26 protein-coding genes and 1 tRNA gene are annotated in these 25,527 nt (G+C 70.8%); 15 read left to right on the top strand and 12 right to left on the bottom strand.

The window, feature by feature from the left end:
* Window positions 1-4 precede the first annotated feature (4 nt).
* The 3 genes from AC1U89_RS14450 (at window position 5) to AC1U89_RS14440 (ending at window position 5,654) form a co-directional block, all read left to right on the top strand.
* Entirely contained in the window at window positions 5-298 is a 294-nt protein-coding gene (locus AC1U89_RS14450) for an FAD assembly factor SdhE (RefSeq protein ID WP_479900386.1), read from the top strand.
* Between the two features lie 78 nt (window positions 299-376).
* Window positions 377-3,841, top strand: a complete 3,465-nt coding sequence (gene mfd / locus AC1U89_RS14445) for a transcription-repair coupling factor (RefSeq protein ID WP_479900385.1) — start codon at window positions 377-379, stop codon at window positions 3,839-3,841.
* A gap of 70 nt (window positions 3,842-3,911) precedes the next feature.
* Complete coding sequence (locus AC1U89_RS14440) at window positions 3,912-5,654, top strand: VanW family protein (protein WP_479900384.1); 1,743 nt, start codon at window positions 3,912-3,914, stop codon at window positions 5,652-5,654.
* Here the strand turns inward: AC1U89_RS14440 and AC1U89_RS14435 are convergent.
* Window positions 5,609-6,607 carry a helix-turn-helix transcriptional regulator gene (locus AC1U89_RS14435; protein WP_479900383.1) on the bottom strand — a complete coding sequence of 333 codons (999 nt, stop codon included), beginning with the start codon at window positions 6,605-6,607 and terminating at the stop codon, window positions 5,609-5,611. The genes AC1U89_RS14440 and AC1U89_RS14435 overlap by 46 nt on opposite strands.
* A gap of 86 nt (window positions 6,608-6,693) precedes the next feature.
* Here AC1U89_RS14435 and AC1U89_RS14430 point away from each other — a divergent pair, with 86 nt between their 5' ends.
* The 3 genes from AC1U89_RS14430 to AC1U89_RS14420 all read left to right on the top strand — a co-directional run bounded on the left by AC1U89_RS14430 (window position 6,694) and on the right by AC1U89_RS14420 (window position 8,382).
* Window positions 6,694-7,185 (top strand): DUF1579 domain-containing protein, encoded by a 492-nt coding sequence (locus tag AC1U89_RS14430; protein ID WP_479900382.1) that lies wholly within the window; start codon window positions 6,694-6,696, stop codon window positions 7,183-7,185.
* Window positions 7,182-7,895, top strand: coding sequence for an NIPSNAP family protein (locus AC1U89_RS14425; RefSeq protein WP_479900381.1), 714 nt, complete (start codon window positions 7,182-7,184; stop codon window positions 7,893-7,895). Before AC1U89_RS14430 ends, AC1U89_RS14425 begins: the two co-directional genes overlap by 4 nt.
* Before the next feature lie 85 nt (window positions 7,896-7,980).
* The gene (locus tag AC1U89_RS14420; RefSeq protein WP_479900380.1) at window positions 7,981-8,382 is read left to right on the top strand and encodes an SRPBCC family protein; all 402 of its coding nucleotides are present in this window, start codon (window positions 7,981-7,983) and stop codon (window positions 8,380-8,382) included.
* Here AC1U89_RS14420 and AC1U89_RS14415 read toward each other — a convergent pair.
* The 3 genes from AC1U89_RS14415 to AC1U89_RS14405 form a co-directional block, all read right to left on the bottom strand.
* Window positions 8,379-8,894 (bottom strand): CcdC protein domain-containing protein, encoded by a 516-nt coding sequence (locus AC1U89_RS14415; protein WP_479900379.1) that lies wholly within the window; start codon window positions 8,892-8,894, stop codon window positions 8,379-8,381. The two genes, AC1U89_RS14420 and AC1U89_RS14415, sit on opposite strands and share 4 nt — an antisense overlap.
* 57 nt (window positions 8,895-8,951) lie before the next feature.
* Window positions 8,952-9,596 carry a DsbA family oxidoreductase gene (locus AC1U89_RS14410; RefSeq protein WP_479900378.1) on the bottom strand — a complete coding sequence of 215 codons (645 nt, stop codon included), beginning with the start codon at window positions 9,594-9,596 and terminating at the stop codon, window positions 8,952-8,954.
* A gap of 96 nt (window positions 9,597-9,692) precedes the next feature.
* Window positions 9,693-11,018: a diguanylate cyclase domain-containing protein gene (locus AC1U89_RS14405; protein WP_029917257.1), complete on the bottom strand. Its 1,326-nt coding sequence runs from the start codon at window positions 11,016-11,018 to the stop codon at window positions 9,693-9,695.
* 209 nt (window positions 11,019-11,227) lie between these two features.
* Here AC1U89_RS14405 and AC1U89_RS14400 point away from each other — a divergent pair, with 209 nt between their 5' ends.
* The gene (locus tag AC1U89_RS14400; RefSeq protein ID WP_479900377.1) at window positions 11,228-12,364 is read left to right on the top strand and encodes a CaiB/BaiF CoA transferase family protein; all 1,137 of its coding nucleotides are present in this window, start codon (window positions 11,228-11,230) and stop codon (window positions 12,362-12,364) included.
* 226 nt (window positions 12,365-12,590) lie between these two features.
* Window positions 12,591-13,541 carry a YihY/virulence factor BrkB family protein gene (locus AC1U89_RS14395; RefSeq protein WP_479900376.1) on the top strand — a complete coding sequence of 317 codons (951 nt, stop codon included), beginning with the start codon at window positions 12,591-12,593 and terminating at the stop codon, window positions 13,539-13,541.
* On the opposite strand, the gene AC1U89_RS14390 is transcribed toward AC1U89_RS14395, so the two are convergent.
* The 4 genes from AC1U89_RS14390 to AC1U89_RS14375 all read right to left on the bottom strand — a co-directional run bounded on the left by AC1U89_RS14390 (window position 13,513) and on the right by AC1U89_RS14375 (window position 15,526).
* The gene (locus tag AC1U89_RS14390) at window positions 13,513-13,758 is read right to left on the bottom strand and encodes a sulfurtransferase TusA family protein (RefSeq protein WP_479900375.1); all 246 of its coding nucleotides are present in this window, start codon (window positions 13,756-13,758) and stop codon (window positions 13,513-13,515) included. The two genes, AC1U89_RS14395 and AC1U89_RS14390, sit on opposite strands and share 29 nt — an antisense overlap.
* The gene (locus AC1U89_RS14385; RefSeq protein ID WP_479900374.1) at window positions 13,751-14,488 is read right to left on the bottom strand and encodes a pseudouridine synthase; all 738 of its coding nucleotides are present in this window, start codon (window positions 14,486-14,488) and stop codon (window positions 13,751-13,753) included. The genes AC1U89_RS14390 and AC1U89_RS14385 overlap by 8 nt, the downstream gene beginning before the upstream one ends.
* Entirely contained in the window at window positions 14,485-15,402 is a 918-nt protein-coding gene (locus tag AC1U89_RS14380; protein ID WP_479900373.1) for a class I SAM-dependent methyltransferase, read from the bottom strand. The genes AC1U89_RS14385 and AC1U89_RS14380 overlap by 4 nt, the downstream gene beginning before the upstream one ends.
* Window positions 15,403-15,436: 34 nt before the next feature.
* Window positions 15,437-15,526 (bottom strand) — tRNA-Ser (locus AC1U89_RS14375).
* Between the two features lie 142 nt (window positions 15,527-15,668).
* Here AC1U89_RS14375 and AC1U89_RS14370 point away from each other — a divergent pair.
* From AC1U89_RS14370 to AC1U89_RS14340, 7 genes are read left to right on the top strand one after another with little or no spacing between them, the layout of a single operon-like run.
* Window positions 15,669-16,673 (top strand): septal ring lytic transglycosylase RlpA family protein, encoded by a 1,005-nt coding sequence (locus AC1U89_RS14370; protein ID WP_479900372.1) that lies wholly within the window; start codon window positions 15,669-15,671, stop codon window positions 16,671-16,673.
* 54 nt (window positions 16,674-16,727) lie between these two features.
* Window positions 16,728-17,354: a dTMP kinase gene (gene tmk, locus AC1U89_RS14365; protein ID WP_479900371.1), complete on the top strand. Its 627-nt coding sequence runs from the start codon at window positions 16,728-16,730 to the stop codon at window positions 17,352-17,354.
* Window positions 17,355-17,357: 3 nt separating this feature from the next.
* Window positions 17,358-18,362, top strand: coding sequence for a DNA polymerase III subunit delta' (locus AC1U89_RS14360; RefSeq protein WP_479900370.1), 1,005 nt, complete (start codon window positions 17,358-17,360; stop codon window positions 18,360-18,362).
* Window positions 18,363-18,366: 4 nt separating this feature from the next.
* A complete protein-coding gene (locus AC1U89_RS14355; protein WP_479900369.1) occupies window positions 18,367-19,146 on the top strand; it encodes a TatD family hydrolase in 780 nt (259 codons plus the stop codon).
* Entirely contained in the window at window positions 19,143-19,958 is an 816-nt protein-coding gene (locus AC1U89_RS14350) for an MBL fold metallo-hydrolase (RefSeq protein ID WP_479900368.1), read from the top strand. Before AC1U89_RS14355 ends, AC1U89_RS14350 begins: the two co-directional genes overlap by 4 nt.
* A gap of 34 nt (window positions 19,959-19,992) precedes the next feature.
* Entirely contained in the window at window positions 19,993-22,677 is a 2,685-nt protein-coding gene (locus AC1U89_RS14345; RefSeq protein WP_479900367.1) for a DUF4118 domain-containing protein, read from the top strand.
* Between the two features lie 7 nt (window positions 22,678-22,684).
* Window positions 22,685-23,392, top strand: a complete 708-nt coding sequence (locus tag AC1U89_RS14340) for a response regulator (protein ID WP_479900366.1) — start codon at window positions 22,685-22,687, stop codon at window positions 23,390-23,392.
* A gap of 53 nt (window positions 23,393-23,445) precedes the next feature.
* Here AC1U89_RS14340 and AC1U89_RS14335 read toward each other — a convergent pair whose 3' ends face one another.
* From AC1U89_RS14335 to AC1U89_RS14320, 4 genes are all read right to left on the bottom strand, one after another.
* Complete coding sequence (locus AC1U89_RS14335; protein WP_479900365.1) at window positions 23,446-23,616, bottom strand: hypothetical protein; 171 nt, start codon at window positions 23,614-23,616, stop codon at window positions 23,446-23,448.
* A gap of 23 nt (window positions 23,617-23,639) precedes the next feature.
* Window positions 23,640-23,822, bottom strand: a complete 183-nt coding sequence (locus AC1U89_RS14330; protein ID WP_479900364.1) for a coiled-coil domain-containing protein — start codon at window positions 23,820-23,822, stop codon at window positions 23,640-23,642.
* Complete coding sequence (locus tag AC1U89_RS14325) at window positions 23,819-24,070, bottom strand: hypothetical protein (RefSeq protein ID WP_479900363.1); 252 nt, start codon at window positions 24,068-24,070, stop codon at window positions 23,819-23,821. The genes AC1U89_RS14330 and AC1U89_RS14325 overlap by 4 nt, the downstream gene beginning before the upstream one ends.
* A 114-nt stretch (window positions 24,071-24,184) precedes the next feature.
* Window positions 24,185-25,468 (bottom strand): alginate lyase family protein, encoded by a 1,284-nt coding sequence (locus tag AC1U89_RS14320; protein ID WP_479900362.1) that lies wholly within the window; start codon window positions 25,466-25,468, stop codon window positions 24,185-24,187.
* Window positions 25,469-25,527 lie beyond the last annotated feature (59 nt).

Genomic DNA, 25,527 nt, shown 5'->3' with positions numbered 1-25,527 from the left:
TCACATGACCATCGATCACGACTCCCGCCTCCGGCGGCTGAAGTTCCGGGCCTGGCATCGCGGATTTCGGGAAGCGGACCTCATTCTGGGGCCGTTCGCGGACACCCATGGCCCCAACCTGACCTCCGAGCAGCTGGATAGGTTCGAAGCGCTGATGGAGGAGTCGGATCGCGAGATCTACGCCTGGATCGTCGGCCAGGAACCGACCCCGGCCAAGTTCGACACCGACGTCCTGAACCTGATCAAGACCTTCCGCTACGAAGCTCATGCGTCGCGGCCGATCGGGGACGGGATGTAGCGCGCCGCGCGCGGGCGATTTCAAGCAACAGCACCAGTACCGGCGACGTTGTCGCTGACCAGTCTTCGAAGAGTCCCCATGGCCTACGACGCCAAACAGATCGCCAAGGCCTCGGGAGGCCTGACCCTGGCCGGCGCGCCGGAGGGCTTCGACGCCCTGGTCATGGCCGACATCGCCCGGGCGCGCGGCGGCCTGACCGCCTTCGTGGCCCGCGACACCGCCCGGGCCAGCGCCTTCATCGACGCCCTGAAGTTCTTCGCGCCCGAGATCGAGACCGTGCTGTTCCCGTCGTGGGACTGCCTGCCTTACGACCGCATCGGCCCTTCGGCCGGGGTCGCCGCCGTGCGCATGGCCACCTTGCACCGCCTGGCCGAAGGCCTGGGCAAGGACAAGCCGGCCATGCTGGTCACGGCCGCGCCGGCCCTGCTGCAGCGCGTGCCCGAGAAGGCCGTCCTGCTGCGCGCCAGCTATTCGGCCAAGGTCGGCAATTCCGTCGATGTGGCGGACCTGGAACGCTATTTCGCCATCAACGGCTACAGCCGCGCCTCGACCGTGTCGGAACGCGGCGAGTTCGCCATCCGCGGCGGGGTCATCGACGTCTATCCGCCGGCCGCCGAGGAGCCGGTGCGCCTGGACCTGTTCGGCGACACCCTGGAGAGCATCCGCGCCTTCGATCCCGAGACCCAGCGCTCGACCAAGCAGCTCCGCGAGATCCAGCTGCTGCCGGTCAGCGAGGCCTTGCTGGACAAGGACGGCATCGCGCGGTTCCGCAACGGCTACATCCGTGCGTTCGGCGCGCCCGGCGACGACCCGCTGTACGCCACGGTCAGCGAGGGCGGCCGCCGCGCCGGCCTGGAGCACTGGCTGCCGCTGTTCTACGAGCGGATGGCGACCCTGTTCGACTACCTGCCGGACGGGGCCCTGGTCGGCGTGGACCACCAGGTCGCCGAGAGCCGCGATGAGCGCTTGGCGATGATCGCCGACGCCTATGACGCCCGCGCCTCGGCCGACCGCAAGTCGGCCTATCGCCCGCTGGAGCCGCACGCCCTCTACCTGACCGCCCAGGAATGGGACCAGGCGCTGGAGGACCGCCCCAACCGCAAGTTCACGCCCTTTCAGCCGCAAGGGCTCGACGTTGTCGATTTGGGAGCCAAGCTGGGCCGCACCTTCGCCGCCGAACGGGCCCAGGACAGCGTCAACCTGTTCGAGGCCACCGCCGACCACGCCAGGAAACTGGCCGGGGAGGGGAAGCGCGTGCTGTTCGCCTCGTGGTCCGAGGGCTCGTCCGAGCGCCTGGGCACGATGCTGGCCGACCACGGCCTGAAGAAGATCCCCTACGCCGGCTACTGGCAGGCCGCGAAGGCCAACGATCCCAAGACCCCGCAGCGCGTGGTCCTGCCGCTGGACAACGGCTTCGAGACCGACAGCCTGGCGGTCATCTCCGAGACCGACATCCTGGGCGACCGCCTGGCCCGGCCGCGCAAGAAGCGCCGCGCCGCCAACTTCCTGGCCGAGGCCAGCGCCCTGACGCCCGGCGACCTGGTCGTGCACATCGACCACGGCATCGGCCGCTACGAGGGCCTCAAGACCCTGGACGTCCAGGGCGCGCCGCACGACTGCCTGGACCTGCTGTACGGCGGCGAGGCCAAGCTCTACCTGCCGGTCGAGAACATCGACCTGCTGACCCGCTACGGGACCGACGGCGAGAACGTCCAGCTGGACAAGCTGGGCGGCGCGGCTTGGCAGGGACGCAAGGCGAAGGCGAAAGAACGCCTGCGGGTCATGGCCGAAGGCCTGATCCAGATCGCCGCCGCCCGCCAGCTGAAGTCGGTCGAGGAGACCGACCCGCCGCACGGCGTGTTCGACGAGTTCTGCGCCCGCTTCCCCTACGAGGAGACGGACGACCAGCTGTCGGCGATCCATGACGTCTTGGAAGACCTGTCGTCGGGCAAGCCGATGGACCGGCTGATCTGCGGCGACGTGGGCTTCGGCAAGACCGAGGTCGCCCTGCGCGCGGCCTTCGTGGTGGCCATGAGCGGCAAGCAGGTGGCCGTGGTCTGCCCGACCACGCTTCTAGCTCGCCAGCACTACAAGACCTTCAAGGACCGCTTCCAGGGCTGGCCCGTCAAGGTCACCCGCCTGTCGCGCCTGGTGACCGGCAAGGAAGCCTCCGACACCCGCGAGGGCCTGGCCAACGGACAGTTCGAGATCGTGGTCGGCACCCACGCGGTGCTCTCCAAGCAGGTCTCGTTCAAGGACCTGGGCCTGGTGATCGTCGACGAGGAGCAGCACTTCGGGGTCAAGCACAAKGAGAAGCTCAAGGAGCTTCGCGCCGACGTGCACATGCTGACCCTGACCGCCACGCCGATCCCGCGCACCCTGCAGATGGCGCTCAGCGGCATTCGGGAAATGTCGATCATCGCCACGCCGCCGGTCGACCGCCTGGCGGTGCGCACCTACATCAGCCCCTTCGACCCGGTGACCCTGCGCGAGGCCCTGCTGCGCGAGAAATATCGCGGCGGCCAGGCCTATTACGTGGTGCCGCGCATCAAGGACCTGGAGGACATCGAGAAGTTCCTCCGCACCCAGGTGCCCGAGGTGAAGTACGTGGTCGGCCACGGCCAGATGGCCCCGACCCAGCTGGAAGACGTGATGACGGCCTTCTACGAGGGCCAGTACGACGTGCTCCTGGCGACGACGATCGTCGAAAGCGGGCTCGACATCCCGTCCGCCAACACCCTGATCGTCCACCGCGCCGACATGTTCGGCCTGGCCCAGCTCTACCAGATCCGGGGCCGGGTCGGCCGCTCCAAGGCCCGGGCCTACGCCTATCTGACCACGCCGGCCGAGAAGCAGATCACCCTGTCGGCCGAGAAGCGCCTGAAGGTGCTGCAGTCCCTGGACAGCCTGGGCGCCGGCTTCCAGCTGGCGTCGCACGACCTGGATCAGCGCGGCGGCGGCAACCTGCTGGGCGACGAGCAGAGCGGCCACATCAAGGAGATCGGGGTCGAGCTCTACCAGCAGATGCTGGAGGACGCCGTCGCCGAGCTGCGCGAGCGCCAGGGGGCCGAGGCCCTGCTGGAGGACCGGGGCTGGTCGCCGCAGATCAACACCGGCGCGGCCGTGATGATCCCCGACGACTACGTGCCCGACCTGAACGTGCGCCTGTCGCTGTATCGTCGCCTGTCGGAGGCCGAGAAGGCCGCCGACCGCGAGGCCCTGGCCGCCGAACTGATCGACCGCTTCGGCCCGCTGCCGCCCGAAACCGACAGCCTGCTGAAGGTCGTGGCCATCAAGGGCCTGTGCCGCGAGGCCAATGTCGCCAAGATCGACGTCGGCCCCAAGGGCGCGGTCGCCAGCTTCCGCAACGACGAGTTCGCCAACCCGCTGGCCCTGGTCCAGTTCGTGGCCAAGAACAGCCTGATCTGGAAGGCCCGTCCCGACCAGAAGATCGTCGTCAAGGGCGAGTGGGACACCCCCGCCCAGCGTCTCGACGCGGCCGAGAAGATCCTGTCGCAGCTGGTGAAACTGGCCAAGGCTTGACCGGACCTGCATCGGACCGCCTTCCGAAGGCCGGCTTTGCGTCCTAGGGTGGCGCCCTGTCGGGGGACGCATGGCGGACGATCAACGGACGGTGGACTGGCGCACGCGCGCCGCGAAGGCCTGGTTCGAGGCGCGCGCCGCCGGGCTGCGCCTGCGTCGCGGGCTGCGGGACCTGGCCGATCCGCCGCCGCGCCTGATGCGGGGCGCGGTGGATCCGGACGCGACAGTGCTGGCCGAAAGCGTCACCTCGCTGTGGAACGGGTCGCGCGGCACGGAACGACGGCTGACCGCCGGCAAGGTCCAGAACCTGCGGCTGGCGGCGCGACGCCTGGACGGGCTGGCGATCCCGGCCGGCGCGGTGTTCAGCTTCTGGCGCCACGTGCCGCGCCCGACGGCCCGGCGCGGCTACGCCCCCGGTCGAGAACTGCGCGAAGGCTGCATGACCGCCAGCATCGGCGGCGGCCTTTGCCAGCTGTCCAACGCCCTCTATGACAGCGCGCTGCGGGCCGGCTGCCGTATCGTCGAACGCCACGCCCACTCGCACCGCGTGCCCCATTCGCTGAGCGAGCAGGACCGCGACGCCACGGTGTTCTGGAACTATGTCGACCTGCGGTTCTCGTCGCCGGTCGACCTGGTCGTGGAGGCGCGGCTGACGCGCGACGACCTGGTCGTGCGGCTGCGGGCCCGGGAGGCCGCGGCGGCGGCGGCGCCCGCGACGGTCACGCCGGTCGTGGGCGCGACGACGGCCGCCGACTGCCTGGCCTGCGCCAGGACCGACTGCGTCAACTTCATCGCCGAGGCGGAGCACCACGGACGCACGGCCTGGCTGCTGGACGAGGTCTGGCCCGAATTCGACGCCTGGATGGCCGCGCGCTGGGGCGAAGACGACGTCGTGCACCTGCCGCTCGACGGAGGACGGCGCGGACGGCGCAACTACGACTGGTCGGCGGCGGGGGCCCGGCCGGTGGAGCATTGGCCGCTCGCCCTGCGGCGGGCCTGGCGATCGCGACGGCTGGCGGACCAGGGCGCGGCGCGGCAGAGGGCCCTKCTGGACTTCGACGACGCGCTGGCCGCCGCCTGCGCGCGTCGCCTCCCGCCCGACGTCGAACGGATCGTGGCTCCGATGAGCCTGCTGGCCGGCCTGCACGCCGCCGGCGCACTGGGCGGGCGGCGATTGACGGTGCTGGCCAATCGCGCGCCGCTGGACCTGCTGCAGGAAGACYTCGACCGGGCCGCGCGGGCGGAGCCGGATCGCGCCTCCCTGGTCGACTATCGGGCCGACCCGACGCGGGTGGCGCGCGAACAGGCGGCGCTGGACCAGGCCGACCGGATCGTCACGCCGCACCACGACCTGGCCCGGAGGCTGGGCGAACGGTTCCAGGCGCGGATCGAGCGCCTCGACTGGATCATCCCGACGACGACGTCCTCGCAAGGCGGCGAGGCCGTCCTGTTCGCCGGCCCGTCCCTGCCCCGGCGCGGCGTCTACGAGATGCGGCGGGCKGCGGCGGGCCTGGAGCGCCCCTTGCGGCTGACCGGCCGCGCGACCGAGGCCGCGGGATTCTGGTCGGGGCTGGCCGTGGAGACGGCGCGGGCCGATCCCCTGTCGGACGTCGCCTGCGTCGCCGCGCCCGCCTTCGTCGAGCGTCGCCCGGGGCTGCTGCTGCGGGCCCTCGGCGCGGGGATCCCCGTGGTCTGCACGCCGGCCTGCGGCCTGCCGGCGGGTCCCCTGGTGACCCTGGTCGCGGCGGGCGACGCCGAGGGACTGGCTCAGGCGCTGGGCGGGGCGATCGCGGGACGCTCGGCCCCGTCGTAGAGCTCGGCCAGCTGCGCCGCCGTTTCCCGCATCTGGGCCCGCAGGTCCGGCGGGGCCAGCACTTCGGCTTCCACGCCCAGCCGCAGGAAGTCCTGGGCCGCGTGATCGACGGACTCGATCGGCACAACGACCTCGCAGGTCTCGCCATCCAGCCCCGCCAGCGCCTCGGCCGCGATCCGGGCCTGGGCCGCGCCCAGATAGGACAGGCGCTTCAGGCCCGCGCGGGTCAGGCGCAGGCGCGCCTCGCCGGTGAAGATCTCGGCCTCGAAGCGCTGGGTCGAGGCGGTCCAGAAGGCTTCCAGGTCGAAGTCGGCGGGGCGTTCGAACACAGCGTCACCCACGACCAGGGTCTGGATGTTCGACACCCGATAGACCCGCGGCTCGGCGCCGCCCGCCAGGGCCGCCAGGTACCAGGTCCCGCCCTTCAGGATCAGGCCCAGGGGCGACAGCGAGCGCTCGACCACGCCCTTCCAGCTGTCGTAGCGCACGTCGATCCGCCGGCAGGTCCAGACCGCCTGGGCCAGGGCCGGCAGGCGCGCGGCCTCCTCGGCGTCGCGGTACCAGCCGACCGGATCCAGGTGGAACCGGCTGGAAATCCGCTCGGCGGCGGCCTGGCGCTCGGCGGGGAGGGCGGCCAGCAGCTTCAGCTGGGCCACGCCCATGGCCTCGCTCAGGCCCAGTTGGGCGGCCGGTCCCGCCAGGCCGCCCAGGAACAGGGTCTCGGCCTCCGCGTCGGTCAGGCCGGTCAGGCGGGTGCGATAGCCGTCCAGCAGGGCGAAGCCGCCGCCAGGGCCGCGATCGGCATAGACCGGCGCGCCCGACAGGCTGAGCGCGTCGATGTCGCGATAGATGGTGCGCACCGAGACCTCGAACGCCTCGGCCAGGGCCTCGGCGGTGAGCCGACCCCGGGTCTGCAGCAACATCAGGATCGAGAGCAGGCGGCTTGAGCGCATTTTCCGATCCTAGCCGAAAATCCTGACAATAGGTGTCAGGTAGACGCGCCTAGACCGCCTTCATCGCATCCGATGAAGGGCCCAGCATGATCGCCTCCAACCAGACGCCCGACGGCGTCCACGCCTTCGACTTCCTGCACGGCCGCTGGCGCGTGGCCCACCGCAAGCTGAAACAGCGGCATGTCGGGTCCCAGGACTGGGACCGGTTCGGCGCCACGGCGACCTGCGAACCGCGCCTGGGCGGGCTGGTCAATGTCGAGGAGATCGCCATGCCCGAGCGCGGCGTCTCGGGCGTCTCCCTGCGCAGCTTCGACCTGGCGACCGGCCTGTGGTCGATCTGGTGGATCAGCAGCCTGGAGGGACGCCTGCGGCCGCCGGTGACCGGAGGCTTCCAGGACGGCGTCGGCGTGTTCGAGGGCGAGGACGACGATGACGGCCGCCTGGTCCGCGCCCGCTACGTCTGGTCCGACATCACCCCGCGTTCGGCCCGCTGGACCCGGAGCTTCTCGCTGGACGACGGCGCGACTTGGGAAGCCAACTGGGTGATGGACTTCACGCGGGCGGAGGACGCGGCGTGAGCGTGCTCCAGACCGTGGTCGAACTACGCCAATACCGGATGAAGCCCGGGCGGCGCGACGACCTGATCGACCTGTTCGAGCGCGCGTTCATCGAGAGCCAGGAGGCTTGCGGCATGAGCCTGCTGGGCCAGTTCCGCGACCTGGACGCGCCCGGCCATTTCGTCTGGATGCGCGGGTTCGAGGGCATGACGGCCCGCAAGGCGGCGCTGGAGGGCTTCTACGGCGGTCCGGTCTGGCAAGCTCATCGCGAGGCCGCCAACGCCACCCTGGCCGACAATGACGACGTCCTGCTGCTGACGCCGCCCGTGGCGGCCGCGCGTCTGGCCCTGCCGCCGCGCCGGCCGGCCGGGACCGATCTGAGACCAGCGTCCCTGGTCGCCGTGACGATCCAGGCCCTCGATGGCCCGCCCGGGCCCGACTTCGCCGCGCGGTTCGAGGGCGAGGTCCGGCCGGCCCTGGAGGCCGCCGGCGCGTCGGTCGCGGGCTGGATGGTCACCGAGGCCGCCGAGAACAGCTTCCCGCGCCTGCCGGTGCGCGAGGGCGAGACCGTGCTGGTCTGGATCGGGCGCTTCGCGGACCCCGCCGCCTACGCCCAGCACCTGGTCCGGGCCGAGCGCGCCGGGCTGGGCGACGGTTTCGGCGCGGTGTCGCGGCGCGGCGTGATCCAGCGCCTTCGCCTGGCGCCGACCGGTCGCTCGCGGCTCAGATAGGCGAGGAGACGACCGGGTCCGGATCCCGCCAGCCACGCGGGCGCGGATTTGCCAGGGTCGGGGAAACCCTACGAGGAGATTTCCCATGGCCACCGTCACCAAGTCCGTCGATGTCGCGCTGAAGCCCGCCCAGGTCTGGGACGCCGTGCGCGACTGGGGCCACGTCCACCAGCGGCTGTGTCCCGGGGTGCTGACCGGCTGCCAGGTGGAGGAGGGGGCCCGGACCGTCACCTTCGCCGGCGGCCTGGTGGCCCGCGAGCTGATCGTCTCGGTCGACGATGAGACCCGCCGCCTGGTCTGGTCGGTGGTCGGTAGCCAGCTGCTGAGCCACCACAACGGCGCCATGCAGGTGCTGGACGAGGGGGCCGGCAGCCGCATCGTCTGGACCGCCGACCTGTTGCCGCACGACGCGGCCGAGCGGGTGGCGGGCTTCATGGACCTGGGCTGCGCGGCGATGAAGACGACGCTGGAGGGGTCAGGCCGCTAGGCGGCCGCCTTGGCCGCCCGCGCCTCGCGCAACAGGCCCCAGGCCCGCAGGCCCATTTCCACCCGCGACACGGCCAGCAGGCCCACGCCCAGCACGATGAAGCCGTCGGTGATCAGGGCGGCGCTGACGTGCCAGGTCGAGGCCTCGCTCTCGATCAGGGCCCGCAGGGCGAAGCGGACGACGAACAGGCCCAGCAGGAACAGGATCGCCGCCGGCGATGGCTTGATGTTCAGCACATGGGTCTCGGGGTCGATGGCGATGGGCATCAGCTTGCCGCGCCACCAGCCGACCGCCGAACCGATCGCGAAGATCGCCGCCAGCCAGGCCCAGTCCAGGCCGTGGGGCGGGAACTGCAGCAGGACGGCGACCATGGCCGCGAGCAGCAGGGCGGGCATGATCCAGATCAGTTCCAGCTTGAACGGCCGCTCGCKGGTCATGCCGCGGAACCGCAAGGCGAAGACCACGGCGATAACGGCGACGGTGATCGCCATCTGGATGCTGGACTGGTTCATAGGACGCCCCCGAAAAAGACCGCTGACAACACGGTTCCCGCCGGGGAGATTGTCGAGCTAGGCCGTTTGTTCAAGGGCCTTGTCGATCGCCTCGGCGATATTCTCGGGGCTCTCGGCGCCGACCACCGCCAGCTTGCCGCCGAAGATCACGAACGGCACGCCGGTGATCCCGCCCTGGACGGCCATGGCGTGCTCGCGGGCGATCACGTCCTTGTCGGCGCCTTCGGACAGCAGCTTCAGGATCACCACCGGGTCCATGCCCGCGGCCTCGCCGATCTCGGCCAGCACCACGGGGTCGCCGATGTCGCGGCCTTGGGTGAAATAGGCGGCGAACAGGGCCTCGACCACCGCGTCCTGCCTGCCCGCGCCGTGCGCCCAGCGGATCAGCCGGTGGGCGGCGCTGGTGTTGGGCGACAGGGCGATGGCGTCGAAGTCGAAGACGATGCCTTCCTCGGCCCCGGCCTCGACCAGGGCGGTGTGCACGGCCTTCAGCTTCAGGGCGTCCTTGAACTTGCCGGCCATATAGGCTTTGCGGTCAACGCCTTCCTCGGGAAGGCTCGGGTCCAGCTGATAGGGCCGCCAGACGACCAGCGGCTCGACGTCCGGACGCAGGGCCAGGGCCGACTTCACGCGACGCCAGCCCAGATAGCACCAGGGGCAGACGACGTCGGCGACGAGGTCGATCAGCAGCGGCTGGCCCATGGCGGTCTCCTGGCCAAAGCGTTTTCGAGCGAAGTGGACACCGGTTCGCGTGAAGAAAACGCGGAAAAACAAAAAGACCTAGAGTGCGAACGCGCTCTAGGCGGAGTGGCGCTGCAACGCCTGGGCGGCGGCGCGTTCCAGGGCGTGGACCGCGCTCTCGCCGGCCTCGATCTGGGCCACGCCGATGTCGAATTCGCAGACGAAGGGCGGGCGGTCGTCGCCGGCGTCGAAGGCCGTGCAGCCGATCACCGCGGCGATCCGCTCGGCGGCGGCGCGGCCGGCGGCGGCGTTGGTGGCCGGCAGGGCCAGGGCGAAGACCTCGGGCGCCAGACGGGCGGCGGTGTCCTCGACGCGGACCAGACGACCGACCATCGAGCCGATCTGCGGGATGGCGCGGTCCAGCCAGCCGTTCTTGCGGGCCCAGACGGTGTCGGGCTTGTCGGCCACCCGCAGCACGCAGATCGACAGCGGCCGGGCCCGCTCGCGGGCGGCGGTCGCCAGGCGCACCAGGTGGGCGGCGAACAGGTCGCGGGTGAACAGGCCCGTGGCGGCGTCCATCAGGCCCGAGCTGCGGGCCTTCTCCAGCGCGCCGCGGATGGCTTCGCCGCGACGATAGTTGCGGGCCAGCTCGATCACCCGCTTGGCGGTCTCGATCTCGGCCGTCTCCGGCGAGGCGACGTCGGACACCCCGCGATGGAAGGCGTCCGACATGGTCACATAGCTCTCGGCCTTCAGATACAGCAGGGCCGGGATGTGGAAGAGGCGGGTGTTGCGCCGCATGCCCGCCGCGATCGACAGGGCTTCCTGCTGATTGTCGCCGGCCCACAGCACCACCGCGTCGAAGGCGCGCTCGTGCAGATAGTCGAAGGCCGTATAGGCCGTGAAGGCGCCGACCACGTCGGCCCCGCTGCGGGTCAGGGCGTTGGACAGGGCCAGGAACTGCGGGGCGGGCTCGCCGATCGCCAGGATGCGGAAGGGCTCGGCCTGGGGCTCGGGCAGGTCCAGCCGCCGGCCGCGATCGCCGAAGGTGGCCAGGCGGAGCTCGAACTCCTCCTCGGCGATGGCGGTGCGGACCAGGCTCTCCAGACGCAGCACGGCCTGGCTGGGATGCAGGGGCGGCGACAGGGTCAGGTCGAAGGCTTGGTGGTTGGCCTCGGTCCCCGGCTCGCCGATGGCGATGACCGGCAGGCGGCGCGGCGCCACCGCCGCCTTCAGGCGGCGCGACAGGGAGTGGGCGTCGGGACCGGCGCTCTCCAGGTCGACGATCACGGCCTCGATGTTCAGGTCGCCCAGGGCGGCGAGGGCGGCGTAGGGACCACGCGCGGTGATGGTCCGCCAGCCGAGCTTGTCGAGCCCTTCGGACAGCGGCCCCGCGCGAGCATCGTCGCGCGCCACGATCAGGATTCGGGCGTTCACCGCCAACTCAAGCCTCCGCCCCGGATACCGGTATCGCTCGACGACGCGGCGTCCTCGAGATTCGACGCTGCAACATAGCAGAGGCCGCACGGCCTCATAGGTCCGCAACGCCGCAGGCCTGTGAACGGATAAACGCTCTTGCCTGACCGAAGGGCAGGGTCGTTCTAGTGACCGAAGAGACGAAGCGCCGCGAGAGTCGGCCGGGAGGATGAGTCATGGCCCAGGGCCCCCAAGGACCTTTGTCTGGCCTCAAGGTGCTGGAATTCGCCGGGATCGGTCCCGGGCCGTTCTGCGGCATGCTGCTGTCGGACCTGGGGGCCGACGTCGTGCGCATCGACCGCAAGGGCTCGGGCCGCAGCTCGCCCGCCGACGTCACGGCCCGGGGCCGCCGCTCGGTGGCGCTGGACCTGAAGTCGCCGGCCGCGGTCGAGACCTGCCTGAAGCTGATGGAAGGCGCCGACGGGATCATCGAGGGCTTCCGGCCGGGCGTGATGGAACGCCTGGGCCTGGGTCCGGACATCGCCCTGGCCCGCAATCCGAAGCTGGTCTACGGCCGCATGACCGGCTGGGGTCAGACGGGCCCCTACGCCAAGGCGGCCGGCCACGACATGAACTACATCGCCATCACGGGCGCCCTGGCGGCGATCGGCACGCAGGACAAGCCGGTCCCGCCGCTGAACCTGGTGGGCGACTTCGGGGGCGGGGCGCTCTACCTGGCGTTCGGCCTGCTGGCCGGGGTGATCCACGCCCGCTCGACGGGGCAGGGCCAGGTGATCGACTGCGCGATGAGCGACGGCGCGGCCTCGCTGATGGCCATGTTCTACGGCTTCAAGGCCGGCGGGATGTGGGGGGATGGAAGGCGGACCAATCTGTTGGACGGCGGGGCGCACTTCTACGACACCTACCAGTGCAGCTGCGGCCGCTGGATCTCGATCGGCTCGATCGAACCGCAGTTCTACCTGCTGCTGCTTGAAAAGACGGGGATCACCGACCCGCAGTTCCAGCACCAGATGAGCCGCGAGGAGTGGCCGCAACTCCGCGAGAAGCTGGCGGCGGTGATCGCCACCAAGACCCGCGACGACTGGTGCGCCCTGATGGACGCCACCGACGTCTGCTTCGCCCCGGTCCTGACCATGGACGAGGCCCCGGCCCATCCCCACAACGCCGCCCGCCAGACCTTCGTCGAGGTGGCCGGGGTCACCCAGCCGGCGCCGGCCCCGCGCTTCTCGGCCACGCCGGGCGCGATCCAGGGTCCGCCGCCGAAGATCGGCGCCGACAACGACGCGGCCCTCGGCGACTGGGGCTTCTCGGCCGAGGCCATCGCCGCCTTGAAAGAGCAGGGCGCGCTTTAGGAGACCTTCCCTGACGACGCCATTCAGGTGCGGTTCAGCCGGAGGGGTCTAGACCTGATCCTGCAACCGGCCGTCGCGCCACCCGTCCCTCGATGCGGCGTTCGGTTCAGGTTCGTCCTGCGGAGGCCCGCCGCTTTCCCTGAAGCGGCGGGTCTTTGTCGTTGGATCCCATGTTTTTTCGGCGGCGAGCTTGCGTCAAAGCGGCGCCGAGGCCAGTTTCCGCCGCATGAAATCCCCCCAGGACCGCCTTCGCTTTCGGGACCTCGACCTAGATCCGATCCATTGGGTGACCGAAACCCTCCGCGTCCTGGGCCTGGCCCTGCAGCGCCTGTGGGGCCGCGACGTCATGCTGTACGTCGGCGGCGTCTCGTTCTTCATCCTGCTGGCGGTCTTCCCCGGCCTGGCGATCCTGATCGGCCTGTTCAGCCTGCTGCTGACCCCGGAGCAGGCCGCCTACCAGGCCGACAAGCTGTCGTTGCTGATGCCGTCGGGCGCCCGGCCCATTTTCCAGAGCGAGCTGGCCCGCCTGGCCCACGCGCCGGAGAAAGCCATCTCCGCCCAGAGCGCCGTGGTGCTGATCATCGGCCTCTACGCCGCCCATCGCGGGTTCAAGGCCCTGCTGGCCGGCCTGTCCTTCATCCATGACGAAGAGGACCAGCGCGGCTTCTTCGGCTTCAACTTCATGGCCCTGGTGGTGCTGGTCGCCGCCTTCGGCCTGCTGTTCGTGATGTCGGGCGTGTTCCTGACCTTCCGCCTGCTGGCCAGCACCCTGAACCTGCGCCCCCTGGCCGGCGCCTCGTGGATCCAGAGCGAGTGGACCTGGGCGAGCCTGGGCCTGCTGGTCGGCATGACCCTGATCTACCGCTACGCCATGTCGCGCGAGCCGGTCGGCTGGCGCGCTTCGTCCACCGGCGGCTTCGCCGCGGCGGTGATGTGCGTGTTCATGTCATGGGCTAGCGCCTTCTATGTCGAGCAGGTGGCCCATCTGGGCGCGACCTACGGCTCGATCTCGGCGGTGATCATCTTCCTGATCTGGTTGTCCTGGAGCGTCAACGCCGTGTTCTTCGGCGGCGCCCTGGCCACCGAGATGGAGATCGCGCTGGACGAGCGGCCCCGGGCCCTGCTCGAAGGCCCCAAGCCCATCCAGCTCAAGGCGCCTTCGCCACCAGAAAACTGATCGCGCCGTCCGGGGCGTCGACGACTTCCAGCACCGTGGCCCCGGCGCTCGCCGCGAAGTGCGGCACGTCGATGCGAGCCAGAGGATCGTCGGCCAGCAGGCGGACCAGACCGCCGGGCGGCGCTTCCTCCAGCGCCCGGCGCAGGCGCAGGGTCGGCACGGGGCAGCGGTGGCCGCGGGCGTCCATCAGGCGCTCTTCAGGCTTGGCTTCAGGCATCGAAGACCTCCTCGGCCTGGGCCGCCGTCAGGATCCGGTGCTGGCCCGGCTCCAGGTCGTCGGGCAGAGCGATGCCGCCGATCCGCTCGCGATGCAGACCGACCACGTGGTTGCCCACCGCGGCGAACATCCGCCGCACCTGGTGATAGCGGCCCTCGGTGATGGTCAGCCGCGCCTCGCGCTCGCCCAGCACCTCCAAAGTCGCGGGCAGCAACGGCTTCTCCTCGCCCTCCAGCATCAGGGTCCCGTCGGCGAAGATCGCGCCCTCGGTTCCGGTCAGCGGCCGGTCCAGCATGGCGTGATAAACCTTGGGCACGTGGCGCTTGGGCGAGATCACCCGGTGCAGGAAGTCGCCGTCGTCGGTGATCAGGATCAGGCCCGACGTGTCCTTGTCCAGCCGCCCGACGCTTGACAGGGCCGGGTCGCGGATCTGCCAGCGCTTGGGCAGCAGGTCGTAGATGCGCTCGCCGTCCTCACGGTGCGAGCAGACCACGCCCAGCGGCTTGTGCATGATCAGCACCAGAGGCGCCGGCGGATCAACGGGCGCGCCGCGAATCTTCAGATGGTTCGGCAGGTCGGCGGTGACGGCGATCTTCTGGCCGGCGTCCTTTATGGCCACCCCGTCCAGCACGACCTTGCCGGCCGACACCAGGGCCTGGACGTCGCRCCGGCTGCCGTAGCCGAGATTGGCCAGCAGGCGGTCCAGACGCGCCATCAGCGCTTTTGTCACTTGCGGGCCTCGTAGACCTTGAAGCCGCCGGCGTCGGCTGCAGGACGGACGCTCTTGAAGTGCTCGTTCAGCACCGCCTCGTAGGGCAGGTGGCGATTGGCGACGATCCACAGCACGCCGCCCTTGCGCAGCATGCCCGCCGCCGAGGCGATGAAGGCCTGGCCCAGGCTCTTGTCTTCATTGCCGGTCTCGTGGAACGGCGGATTGGTGACCACGAAGTCCAGACCCGTGGCCAACTCGCCGCCGCGCCGGGCGTCGGCCTGGACGACCTCGACGCGCGGGTCGTCGACGTTGCGCTTGGCCGCCTCGACCGCCCGGCGGTCCAGGTCGATCAGGGTCAGCTTGGTCACTTTCGGCGAGGTCAGGACGGCGTGGGCCAGCACGCCGATGCCGCAGCCCAGGTCGACGCCGGCCCCGGCCAGCGGCGGCAGGGCCTTCAGCAGCAGGGACGAGCCCGGGTCCAGGCGATCCCAGCTGAACACGCCGGGCTGGGTCCACAGGCCGTCGCCGTCCAGCCGGCGCGGCGCGCCCTCGGCGATGGCGGCGTCCAGGCCGACGGGCGCGGCGGGCTTGAGGGCGACGCAGATCCGCTGGTGGCGCTTGGCGCTCTCGCCGACCACGCAGCCGAACGCCACCAGTTCCTTGTTCATGCGCAACCCGCCGCGATCCTTGGGGGCGAGGGCGGTCAGCCGGCCTTCGACCTTCAACGCCCGCAGGGCCTGGGCCAGGACATAGCGCCGCTCGGCGACGCCGGCGGGGGCCTGGATCACGATCTCGTCCAGCGAACCTTCGGCCAGGTCGGCCAGATCGGTCGAGCCGACGACCAGCGGCGAAACCTGCACGGCGCCGCCGGGGACATCGACGATGTCGAAGGACGGGGAACCGTAGACGGCTGCGCGGACGGTGTCGGACATGAACTGGGTCCCAGGGCGGGTATTTGGGGAGATGTGGCGGGCAGGGTGGGATTCGAACCCACGGTGGACTTTCACCCACGGCGGTTTTCAAGACCGCTGCCTTAAACCACTCGGCCACCTGCCCGGAGCAGGGGCCTATATCAGCGGTCGCGCGCCGGCTCTAGTCCGTTTGCGGTTCGTTTGGTCGCACCTTTAGTTAACCAGACCTCAAGCCTCCTGAACGACCCTGCTTTCTGGTATACAACCTTCAGGAGGGCGGCTGGGTCATGGGAGGCGAGGCGCGAGGCGACTTCCGTCTGCTGCGTGGCGTGGCCGTGGCCGCCTTGGGCTGCGCGGGCCTGGCCGCCTGCGCCACGCCGCTGCCGACCCGCCTGCCGCAGACCGCATCCACCGCCAGACCCTATTCCGGACCGCCGCCGCCCGGCTCGACAAACGGCCTGCGCGGCACCGAGAAGCCGTATCAGATCAAGGGGATCTGGTATTATCCCAAGGCCGACCCGGGCTATGACGAGAAGGGCATCGGCTCGTGGTACGGCGAGCAGTTCCACAATCGCCGCACGGCCAACGGCGAGATCTTCGACATGGACCTGCCGTCGGCGGCCCACAAGACGCTGCCGCTGCCCAGCATCGTCGAGGTCACCAACCTGGACAACGGCCGCAAGATGCAGGTGCGGGTCAACGATCGCGGCCCGTTCGTCGACGGCCGGATCATCGACCTGTCCAAGGCCGCCGCCGAGCAACTGGGCTACGGCCGGGCGGGGATCGCCCATGTCCGGGTCCGCTACATCGGTCCCGCCGGCAAGACGCCCTTCGACCAGCGCCGCATGATCGCCTCGGCCGCGCCGCCGCCGCCGGAACCGCGCTACACTCCGCCGGCGACGCCCCGCGTCTACACGACGGGCCTGCCGCCGGCCCAGCCGGCCTGGGACGCCCCGCCGCCGCCCAAGGCCGCCGATCCGGACTTCGTCCCCTACGCCCCGCCGACGCCCGCGCCGGTCGTCCCGGCCGAGCCCGCGCCGGTCCTGGCCGACGCCGGCGTGGAAAGCGCCTATCGCGTCCAGGCCGGTTCGTACGCCAGCCGCGCCAACGCCGAACGCGCCGCCGCCCAGCTGAGCGGGACCGGCGAGGCCTCGGTCGAGTCGGTGGAACGCGCCCAGGGCACGCTCTATCGCGTCGTCGTCAAGGCCGGCCCGGACGAGGCCGAGGCCTTCGGCGTGCGCGATCGCGTGGCTTCGATGGGCTTTTCCGACGCCACGGTGCTGCGGCCCTAAGCGCAGCCTAGATCCCCTCTGGACAAGAGGTGCGTTACGGCCGATTTGAAGCCCGTGACGCGTGGAACCTTCATCAGTTTCGAGGGCGGCGAGGGGGCTGGAAAGTCCACCCAGATCCGCCGCTTGGCCGAACGCCTGAAGGCGGACGGCGCCGACGTGGTGCTGACCCGCGAGCCGGGCGGCAGCCCCGGCGCCGAGCAGATCCGCGACCTGATCCTGAACGGCGACGTCGACCGCTGGTCGCCGGTCACCGAGACCCTGCTGATGTACGCCTCGCGGCGCGACCACATCGAGCGGGTGATCCGGCCCGCCCTGGAACGCGGAGCCGTCGTGCTGTGCGATCGCTTCGCCGACAGCACCCGCGCCTATCAAGGGGCCGGCGGCGAGGCGCCGATCGGCCTGATCAAGGCGCTGGAGGAACATGTCCTGGGCGGCACCGTCCCGGACCTGACCCTGATCTTCGACATCCCAGCCGAGACGGGCCTCGAGCGCGCCCTGGCGCGAGGCGGCGAAGCCCGCTTCGAGTCCAAGGGCCTGGCCTTCCACAAGCGCCTGGGCGAGGCCTTCCTGGAGATCGCCCGCCGCGAACCCGAACGCTGCGTGGTGATCGAGGCCGACGACGAGATCGATGCGGTCTGGGCCGACGTCTGGGCCGCGGTCTCCACGCGGCTGGGCCTCTAGACCGTGGACGCGCCTCCGCATCCCCGCGACGTGTTCGCCATCGACGGCGTCGAGGCCGCCGAGCTGGCCTTCCTGGACGCCCTGGACCGCGGCCGGCTGCACCACGCCTGGCTGCTGACCGGTCCCGAAGGCGTGGGCAAGGCGACCCTGGCCTACCGCATGGCTCGCCGGCTGCTGGGCGCGCGGCCCGATCCGGCCTTCGGCGCCCTGGGCTCGGCGCCCACGGACGTCGTCAGTCGCCAGGTCGCCGCGCGCTCGCACCCGGACCTCATGGTGCTTGAGCGGGAGACCGACGACGGCAAGGCCCGCAAGTCGATCCCGGTGGACGAGGCCCGCCTGCTGCCGGCCTTCTTCGCCAACTCGCCCGCCGTCTCGCCCTATCGGGTGGCGATCATCGACGCGGCCGACGACCTGAACGTCAACGCCGCCAACGCCGTACTGAAGACTCTTGAGGAACCGCCGCCGCGCGGGGTTATCCTGCTGATCAGCCATTCGCCGGGCCGGCTGCTGCCGACCATCCGGTCGCGCTGCCGTCGGCTGGTGGTGCCCGCGCCGCACCTGAACCTGGCCGCGTCCATGGTCCAGCAGCGGGCCGGCGTCTCGGCCCACGACGCCGACCGCCTGTCCCGGATGGCCAAGGGCGCGCCGGGCCGGGCGCTGCAACTGGCCGCCGCCGGGGCCATCGAGGCCGACGACGCGGCCGGCGAGATTCTGCGCAAGCTGCCCGACCTGGACGAAGGCGCGCTGCTGGCCATGGCCGACACTTTCCGGGGCGCCGAGGGGGTCCAGCGCTTCGAGCTGCTCTTCGACCGGCTGGGCGACCAGATCCACGCCATGGCCACGGGCATGGCCGGCGAGCGCACCCCGGCCGGCCTGGACCGCTGGGTGGCGGCCTGGGAGAAGATCGTCCGCGCGCCGGGCGAGGCCGAGGCGGTGAACCTGGACCGCGCCGACGTGTTCTGGACCGCGATCATGGACTTGCGCGCCGCCGCCCGGGCGGCCATGTGACCGCATGCTCATCGACAGCCACGTAAACCTGCACGCCCATCAGTACGACGAGGACCGCCAGGCGGTGATCGACCGCGCCCGCGAGGCCGGGATCGAACTGATGGTCACCATCTGCGACAAGATTCCGTCGTTCGAATCCGTCCATGCCATCGCCATGGCCCATGACGACATCTGGTGCACGGTCGGGGCCCACCCGCACGAGGCCAAGGACCATGTCGACCTGACCACCGAGCGTCTGGTCGAGCTGGCCGGCCGCCCGAAGGTGATCGGCATCGGCGAGACCGGCCTGGACTTCCACTACGACCTCAGCCCGCGCGACGTGCAGGCGCAGGTGTTCCGCGCCCACGTGGCGGCGGCCCGCCAGACCGGCCTGCMGCTGGTGGTCCACACCCGCGAGGCCGACGAGGTGATGGGCGCGATCCTCGAGGAGGAGCACGCCAGGGGGCCGTTCAAGATCCTGATGCACTGCTACACCAGCGGCGCCGAGCTGGCGAAGCGGGCGGCGGCGCTGGGGGCCTGGTTCTCGGTCTCCGGCATCGCCACCTTCAAGCAGGCTCAGGACGTGCGCGACATCATCGCCGACATGCCGGCCGACAGGATCATCCTGGAGACCGACTGTCCGTATCTGGCCCCCGTGCCGATGCGMGGTCGCCGCAACGAGCCGGCCTATCTGCCCCATGTTCTGGACAAGCTGGCCGAGATCCGGGGCTGGACCCGGGCCGATGCGGAACAGCGCACCGAGGACGCCTTCTTCGCCCTGTTCGACCGGATCCCGCGCAAATGACCGGAAAGCTGGAGTTCACGATCCTGGGCTCCGGCTCGTCGGGCGGCGTGCCGCGCGCCGACGGCAACTGGGGCGATTGCGACCCGGCCGAACCGAAGAACCTGCGCACCCGCTGCTCGATGCTGGTGCGACGCCCCCGGACCGAAATGCGCGATGACCCCGCCCAGGAGACCACCGTGGTGGTCGACACCGCCCCGGACTTCCGGCTGCAGGCGGTGAGGGCGGGGGTCAAGCGGGTGGACGCCTGCCTGTTCACCCACGACCACGCCGACCAGGCCCACGGCATCGACGACCTGCGCCCGTTCTTCCTGAACGCCCGCAAGCGGGTGCCGACCTATATGGACGCCTCGACGACGGCCAACCTGGGGCGGCGCTTCGACTACATCTTCAAGAGCCAGGGCGGCTATCCGGCCATCTGCGACGCCCACCTGATCGCGCCGCACGGCCAGGCCTGGGAGATCGACGGCCCCAGCGGCGCGATCCCGGTCACCACCTTCGACGTCGACCACGGCGAGGTCCGCGCGGTCGGCTATCGGTTCGGGAACGTCGCCTACACCCCCGACGCCATCGGCTTTCCCGAGGAGAGCTGGCCGGCCCTGAGCGGCCTCGACGTCTGGGTGGTGGACGCCCTTCGCTGGACGCCGCACCCGACGCACGCCCATGTGGGTCTGGCGCTGGAATGGATCGCCCGCGCCAAGCCGCGTCGCGCCATCCTGACCAACCTGCACATCGACCTGGATTTCAACGCCTTGGCGGCGAAACTTCCGCCGGGCGTCGAACCCGCCTATGACGGCATGCGCTTCGAAGCCTGATCGCCTAGACTGTCCTCCTCCCCGGAGACCCGCCTTGCCCGCCGACGCTTCCGAAACAAGCCGACCCGATCCGGAGGCGCTGCTGGCGGCCGCCAACCGGGCAGGCCGGGGACGGCTGAAGGTGTTCCTGGGCATGGCCCCGGGCGTAGGCAAGACCTACGAGATGCTGCGCGCCGCCCGACGCCGCAAGGCCGACGGCCAGGACGTGCTGATCGGCCTGGTCGAGACCCACGGCCGCCGCGAGACCGAAAGCCTGCTGCGCGGCATGGAGGTGCTGCCCCGCAAGCCGATCGATCATCGCGACCACGTGATGATGGAGTTCGATCTCGACACGGCCCTGGCCCGCAGGCCAGCCCTGCTGCTGGTCGACGAGTTCGCCCATTCGAACGCCCCGGGATCGCGCCATCCCAAGCGCTGGCAGGATGTCGAGGAGCTGTTGGCCGCCGGCATCGACGTCTGGACGACCCTGAACGTCCAGCATCTGGAAAGCCTGGTCGACGTCGTCCAGCGCATCACCGGGGTGCGCCAGCGCGAAACGGTGCCCGACAGCGTCCTGTCGCGGGCCGACGCCATCGAGGTGATCGACATCACCCCCGATGAGCTGCGCGAGCGCCTGGGCGAGGGCAAGGTCTATGTGCCCGAGACCGCGCGCCTGGCCTCGGAGAACTTCTTCAAGGTCGAGAACCTGACGGCCCTGCGCGAGCTGGCCCTGCGGCGCGCGGCCCAGACCGTGGACGACCAGCTGGTCGCCGCCATGCGCGAGAAGGGCGTCGAGGGCCCCTGGGCGGCGGGCGAGCGCATCCTGGTGCTGGTCGGCGGCGACGCCATGGCYAGCAGCCTGGTGCGGGCCGGGCGGCGACTGTCGGACATGATGATGGACGCGCCATGGACGGTGACCCACGTCGAGCGCCTGGACCATCCGGTCACCGGTCCGGCGGCGACCGAACGGCTGCGCGATGCGCTGAAGCTGGCCGAGCAGCTGGGCGGCTCGACCGTGGTGCTCAGCGGGTCCGACATCGTCGCCACGGTGATGGCCTACGCCCGGCGCAACAACGTCACCCAGATCGTCATCGGCAAGTCGGCCGACAGCCGCTGGCGCGAACTCCTGGGCCGGTCCCTGGCCGCGGCCCTGCTGCGCGAGGCGCGGGGCGCGGCGATCCACGTCGTCACCGAAGCCACGCACGAGCCGGTCGTCGAACCGCCCAAGCGCCGACCGGCGGCGGGCTGGACCGCCTATCTGCTGGCCGCCGGCTGCGTGGTCGTCGCGACGGCGGTGGCCTGGGGCCTGGACGTCGTCTTCGACCGCGTGGACCTGGGGATGATCTTCCTGGCGGCCGTGCTGGCGGCGGGCGTGCTGCGCGGCCTGCGGCCGGCCCTGGCCGCCGCGACCGTGGCCTTCTTCGTCTACAACTACATGTTCCTGGAGCCGCGCCATTCGTTCGCCATCGGCGCGCCGACCGACTTCCTGACGCTGATCGTGTTCTGGGCCGTGGCCCTGGCGGCGGGCGGACTGGCCGGGCGGGTGCGGGACCAGGGCCGCGACGCCCAGCGGCGGGCCTCGGCGGTCTCGGCCCTGCTGGCGGCCAGCCGGACCTTCTCCGCTGCGGCCGGACGCGAAGCCGCCGCCAAGGCCCTGGCCGAGCAGACCGCGGCGGCGGTGGGCGCCAAGGCCGTGGTGCTGCTGCCGACCGGCGGCGAGCTGCAGACCGCCGCCGGGGCCCCGACGCTGGACGAGCTGGACGCCGCGCCCATGGCCGCCRCCCGCTGGGCCTGGGAGAAGGGCGAGGCGGCCGGCTTCGGCACCGGCACCCTGCCTCAGACCCGCTGGACCTTCTGGCCGCTGGAAGGCGTGCGCTCGCGGGCCGGCGTGGCGGGGATCGAGGCGGGGGCCATGGCCCCCGGCTCGGAGGACGAGCGCCTTCTGCTGGCGCTGCTGGAGCAGGGCGCGGTGGCCCTGGAGCGGGCCGAACTGGCGACCGAGGCGGTCGAGACCGAGACCCTGCGCCGCGCCGACCGTTTCCGCTCGGCTCTGCTGAACTCCATCAGCCACGACCTGCGCACGCCGTTGTCGACCGTGCTGGGCGCCTCCACCACCTTGCTGGACTTCGGCAAGGGCATGACCACGGCCGTACGCGACGACCTGCTGCTGAGCATCCGCGAGGAGGCCGAGCGGCTGAACCGCTATGTCGGCAACCTGCTGGACATGACCCGTCTGGAGGGCGGAGCCCTGCGGCTGCGCACCGACTGGACCGACGTGCGCGACGTGTTGGGCGCCGCCGCCGACCGCGTCTCGCGCCGGCTGGAGACCCGGACGCTGACCCGCGACTTCCCCGTCGAGCTCAGCCTGGTGCGGGCGGACTCAAGCCTGCTGGAACAGGCCGTGGTCAACATCTTGGAGAACGCCATCGCCTACAGCCCGCCGGCCACGCGGATCGAGATGGCCGCCTACGAGGATCGCGCCAACGTGGTGATCAGCATCGAGGACGAGGGAAGGGGCATCCCCACCGCCGAGCTGGAGCAGGTGTTCGAGAAGTTCCGCCGCATGGAGGAGCCCACCGACCGCAGCCAGGGCGMGGGCCTGGGCCTGTCGATCTCCAAGGGTTTCATCGACGCCATGGGCGGGCGCATCGCCGCCGCCAGCCCCATCCACGACGGCCGGGGCACGCGCATCCTGATCAGCCTGCCCAAGGCCGTCGCGACTCCACATCATCTGCTATGACGGTCCCATGAGCCCTCCGAACCATGCGGGAATGCGCCAGCGCATCCTGATCATCGACGACGAGCCGCAAATCCACCGCTTCCTCGGCCCGGCCATGGACGCGGCGGGCTACGAGCCCCTGCGCGCCGACAGCGGCCAGGAAGGCCTGCGCGGCATCGCCCTGTGGTCGCCGGATGCCGTGGTGCTGGACCTGGGCCTGCCCGACATGGACGGCAAGGAGGTGCTGGAGAAGGCCCGGGCCTTCTACGACGGCCCGATCGTCATCCTCTCGGCCCGCGACCGTGAGCCCGAGAAGATCCAGGCCCTGGACCTGGGCGCCAACGACTATGTGGAAAAGCCGTTCGGGGTCGGGGAGTTGCTGGCGCGTCTTCGCGTGGCCCTGCGCCAGCGCGGCGCGGCCCAGGGTCCGATCGCGCCGATCCGGGCCGGAGCGGTCGAGATCGACCTGGAAAAGCACCTGGTGACCCGCGACGGGGCCGTGGTGAAGGTCTCGCCGCGCGAATACGACGTCCTGGCCCGCCTAGCCCAGGCGCGCGGCAAGGTGCTGACCCACAAGGATCTGCTGACCGCCGTGTGGGGTCCCGCTCACGCCCAGGACACCCAGTACCTGCGGGTGTTCGTCGGCCAGCTGCGGCAGAAGCTCGAGACCGATCCCTCGACGCCGAAGATGATCCTGACCGAACCCGGCATCGGCTATCGGTTCATCGGGGACTAGAGGCCACATGAAGCGCGGCGGTGATAACGCCGGAAATTCAGAGACCTACAGCCTCAATCGGACTCATCATGACCGGCCAGGGCGGCGGCGCCGTCCTGGGTGATCACCCAGCCGCCGCCGGTGCGCTCCGCCAGGCCCAGATCGGTCAGGACCCGGGCGTCGGCGATGTTGATCCAGTCGACCGCTTCACCCGCCTTCTTGCGGGCCAGGTTCTTCAACGCCACGAGTTGACCCGGTGAAAGCGTCATCACCGGCCGCCCGCCAGCGGATCGGGCGAGGTCATCGCCCGTCGGCCATGCATCCGCTCGAGCTCCTGCTGCATGCGCAGGACCTGGCCGCCCAGGCTGGTGACATCATCCTGCAGTTGGGCGTTGCGGCGCTTGAGATAGTCGTTCTCCCGGCGCAGGGCCTGGGCTTCCTCGTCGGTCATTGGTCGGCTCCCGCCGCGTCCCGCACGGGAACCGCCCGGATCACGGCCCGCAGCAGCGCGACGCGATAGGCGGAAATTCCCGCGGCCTTGAGCTCCAGGCGCGCGCCCTCGGCGATCCGCCCCTGATKGCGATTGCCCAGGAACATGGTCTCGGCGCGGATTTCCTGCGCCGTGATCCGATGGATGCCGAGAAGCTCGAGCAGGGCGGTCCAACGCGTCGTCTCGCGCGTGTCCGGGTGGTCGGACATGAAGTCCTTTCAGGCCGGCGATCCCGCATGGCGCGGGGCGATCACGGGCGCCGCCCACTATAGCGCGCCCGTCTCCCAATAGCTCCGGTGCTTTTTGGCTCGTCCCTGGAAGCCTCAGGGTTTCGGCGCGGCCACCAGGCGGCTGAGACTGGCCGGATAGCGCTGGGCCAGCGCTTGCGCCTTCTCGGCCAATACCTTGTCGTCATAGGCTTCCGAGGCGGCGGCGAACAGCGGCAGGGCCTCGGATGAGGCGTCCTCGGGCTTCAGCTCCGGATAGGGGAAGCTGGCCTCCCGGCCGACATAGGGCGCCAGGAAATCGAACGCCGCGCGCAGGCCGCGGCCATCGGCGGTCTGGTAGCGCCAGAGATCCAGGTCCACGCACCGCCCGAACTGCGCCGTGCCGACCAGGGCTTCCAGGGCGAAATAGCTGTAGTGCAGGGCGCGGGTGCGGGTCAGCTCCAGCGGCAGCGAGCCATTCGGCGCGATCTGGGTCGCGATCCGCCGCGCGCCGGCCTCGGCCACCACCTGGCGGGCCACCTCGTCCTGGCGGGCGAACAGCGAGAATCCGGCCAACTGGTAGTCGAACCAGATGCCGTGGTTGTTGGCGGCCGCCTGCTCCTCGCGCCCGTTCGGATCGGTGCGCATCCAGGTCGTGTAATCGGCGAACCAGCGCTCCAGGCCCTTCTGGTCGGCGTCCGACAGCGCCTTGGACGGCGCCAGCAGCCCGACGCCCTCGATCACCCGCAGCAGGCGATAGGTGTCCAGCACGCCCTCGGCCCGGCCCGTGGTGCGGCCCGGCACGCCCTGGGCGTACTTGGTGTTGGGGTTCATCCGGGTGGCCGGATCCAGGAACCAGACGCGCAGCAGCTGGGCGGCCTTGGTCGCGTAGCGGGCGTCGTCAGTGAACCAGTAGGCCAGCGACAGGGCCTCGACCGAGGCGCTCATGGCGTCCAGGTCGGTGACGTCGAATTCGTTCGTGGACCGCTCGGGATTGAACTCGCCGTCGCGGCGGATATAGGGCTCGCCGTTCGGCTTGGTGGGATCGGGCCACCAATAGGGGCCCATCGAGATGTAGTCGTGCTTGTCGCCGCTGGGCGGGGTGCGGGTCTTGTCGACGACGGTATAGGTCGGGCCGGCCAGGGCCGCGTCGGCGCGCTTGATCACCGCGGCATAGGCGGGCGCGATCGCCGGATCGGTCCGGTGCGCCTTGGCATATCGCAGGGCCTGCGGGCTCCAGCGGAACAGGCGGCGGCCGCCGAACGCGGCGGCGGTCCCGTCATCGCCCTTGCAGACGCCGGCCGGCGCGGAGGGGACCACGGGCTCGGCGGCCGAGGCCTGGACGGCGACGCCCAGCGACAACAGGGCCGCAAGGCCGACGACAGCCGTTTTCGCGCGCATTCACCGATCTCCCGACGCCTCGACGCACTCTGGAGTCGGCGTCGCTTCGAGCCGCACCA

The organism is Caulobacter sp. 05T431 (genome assembly GCF_056665975.1).
Note: the sequence above shows the minus strand (reverse complement) of the source record. Positions and strands in the feature narration are given on the sequence as shown.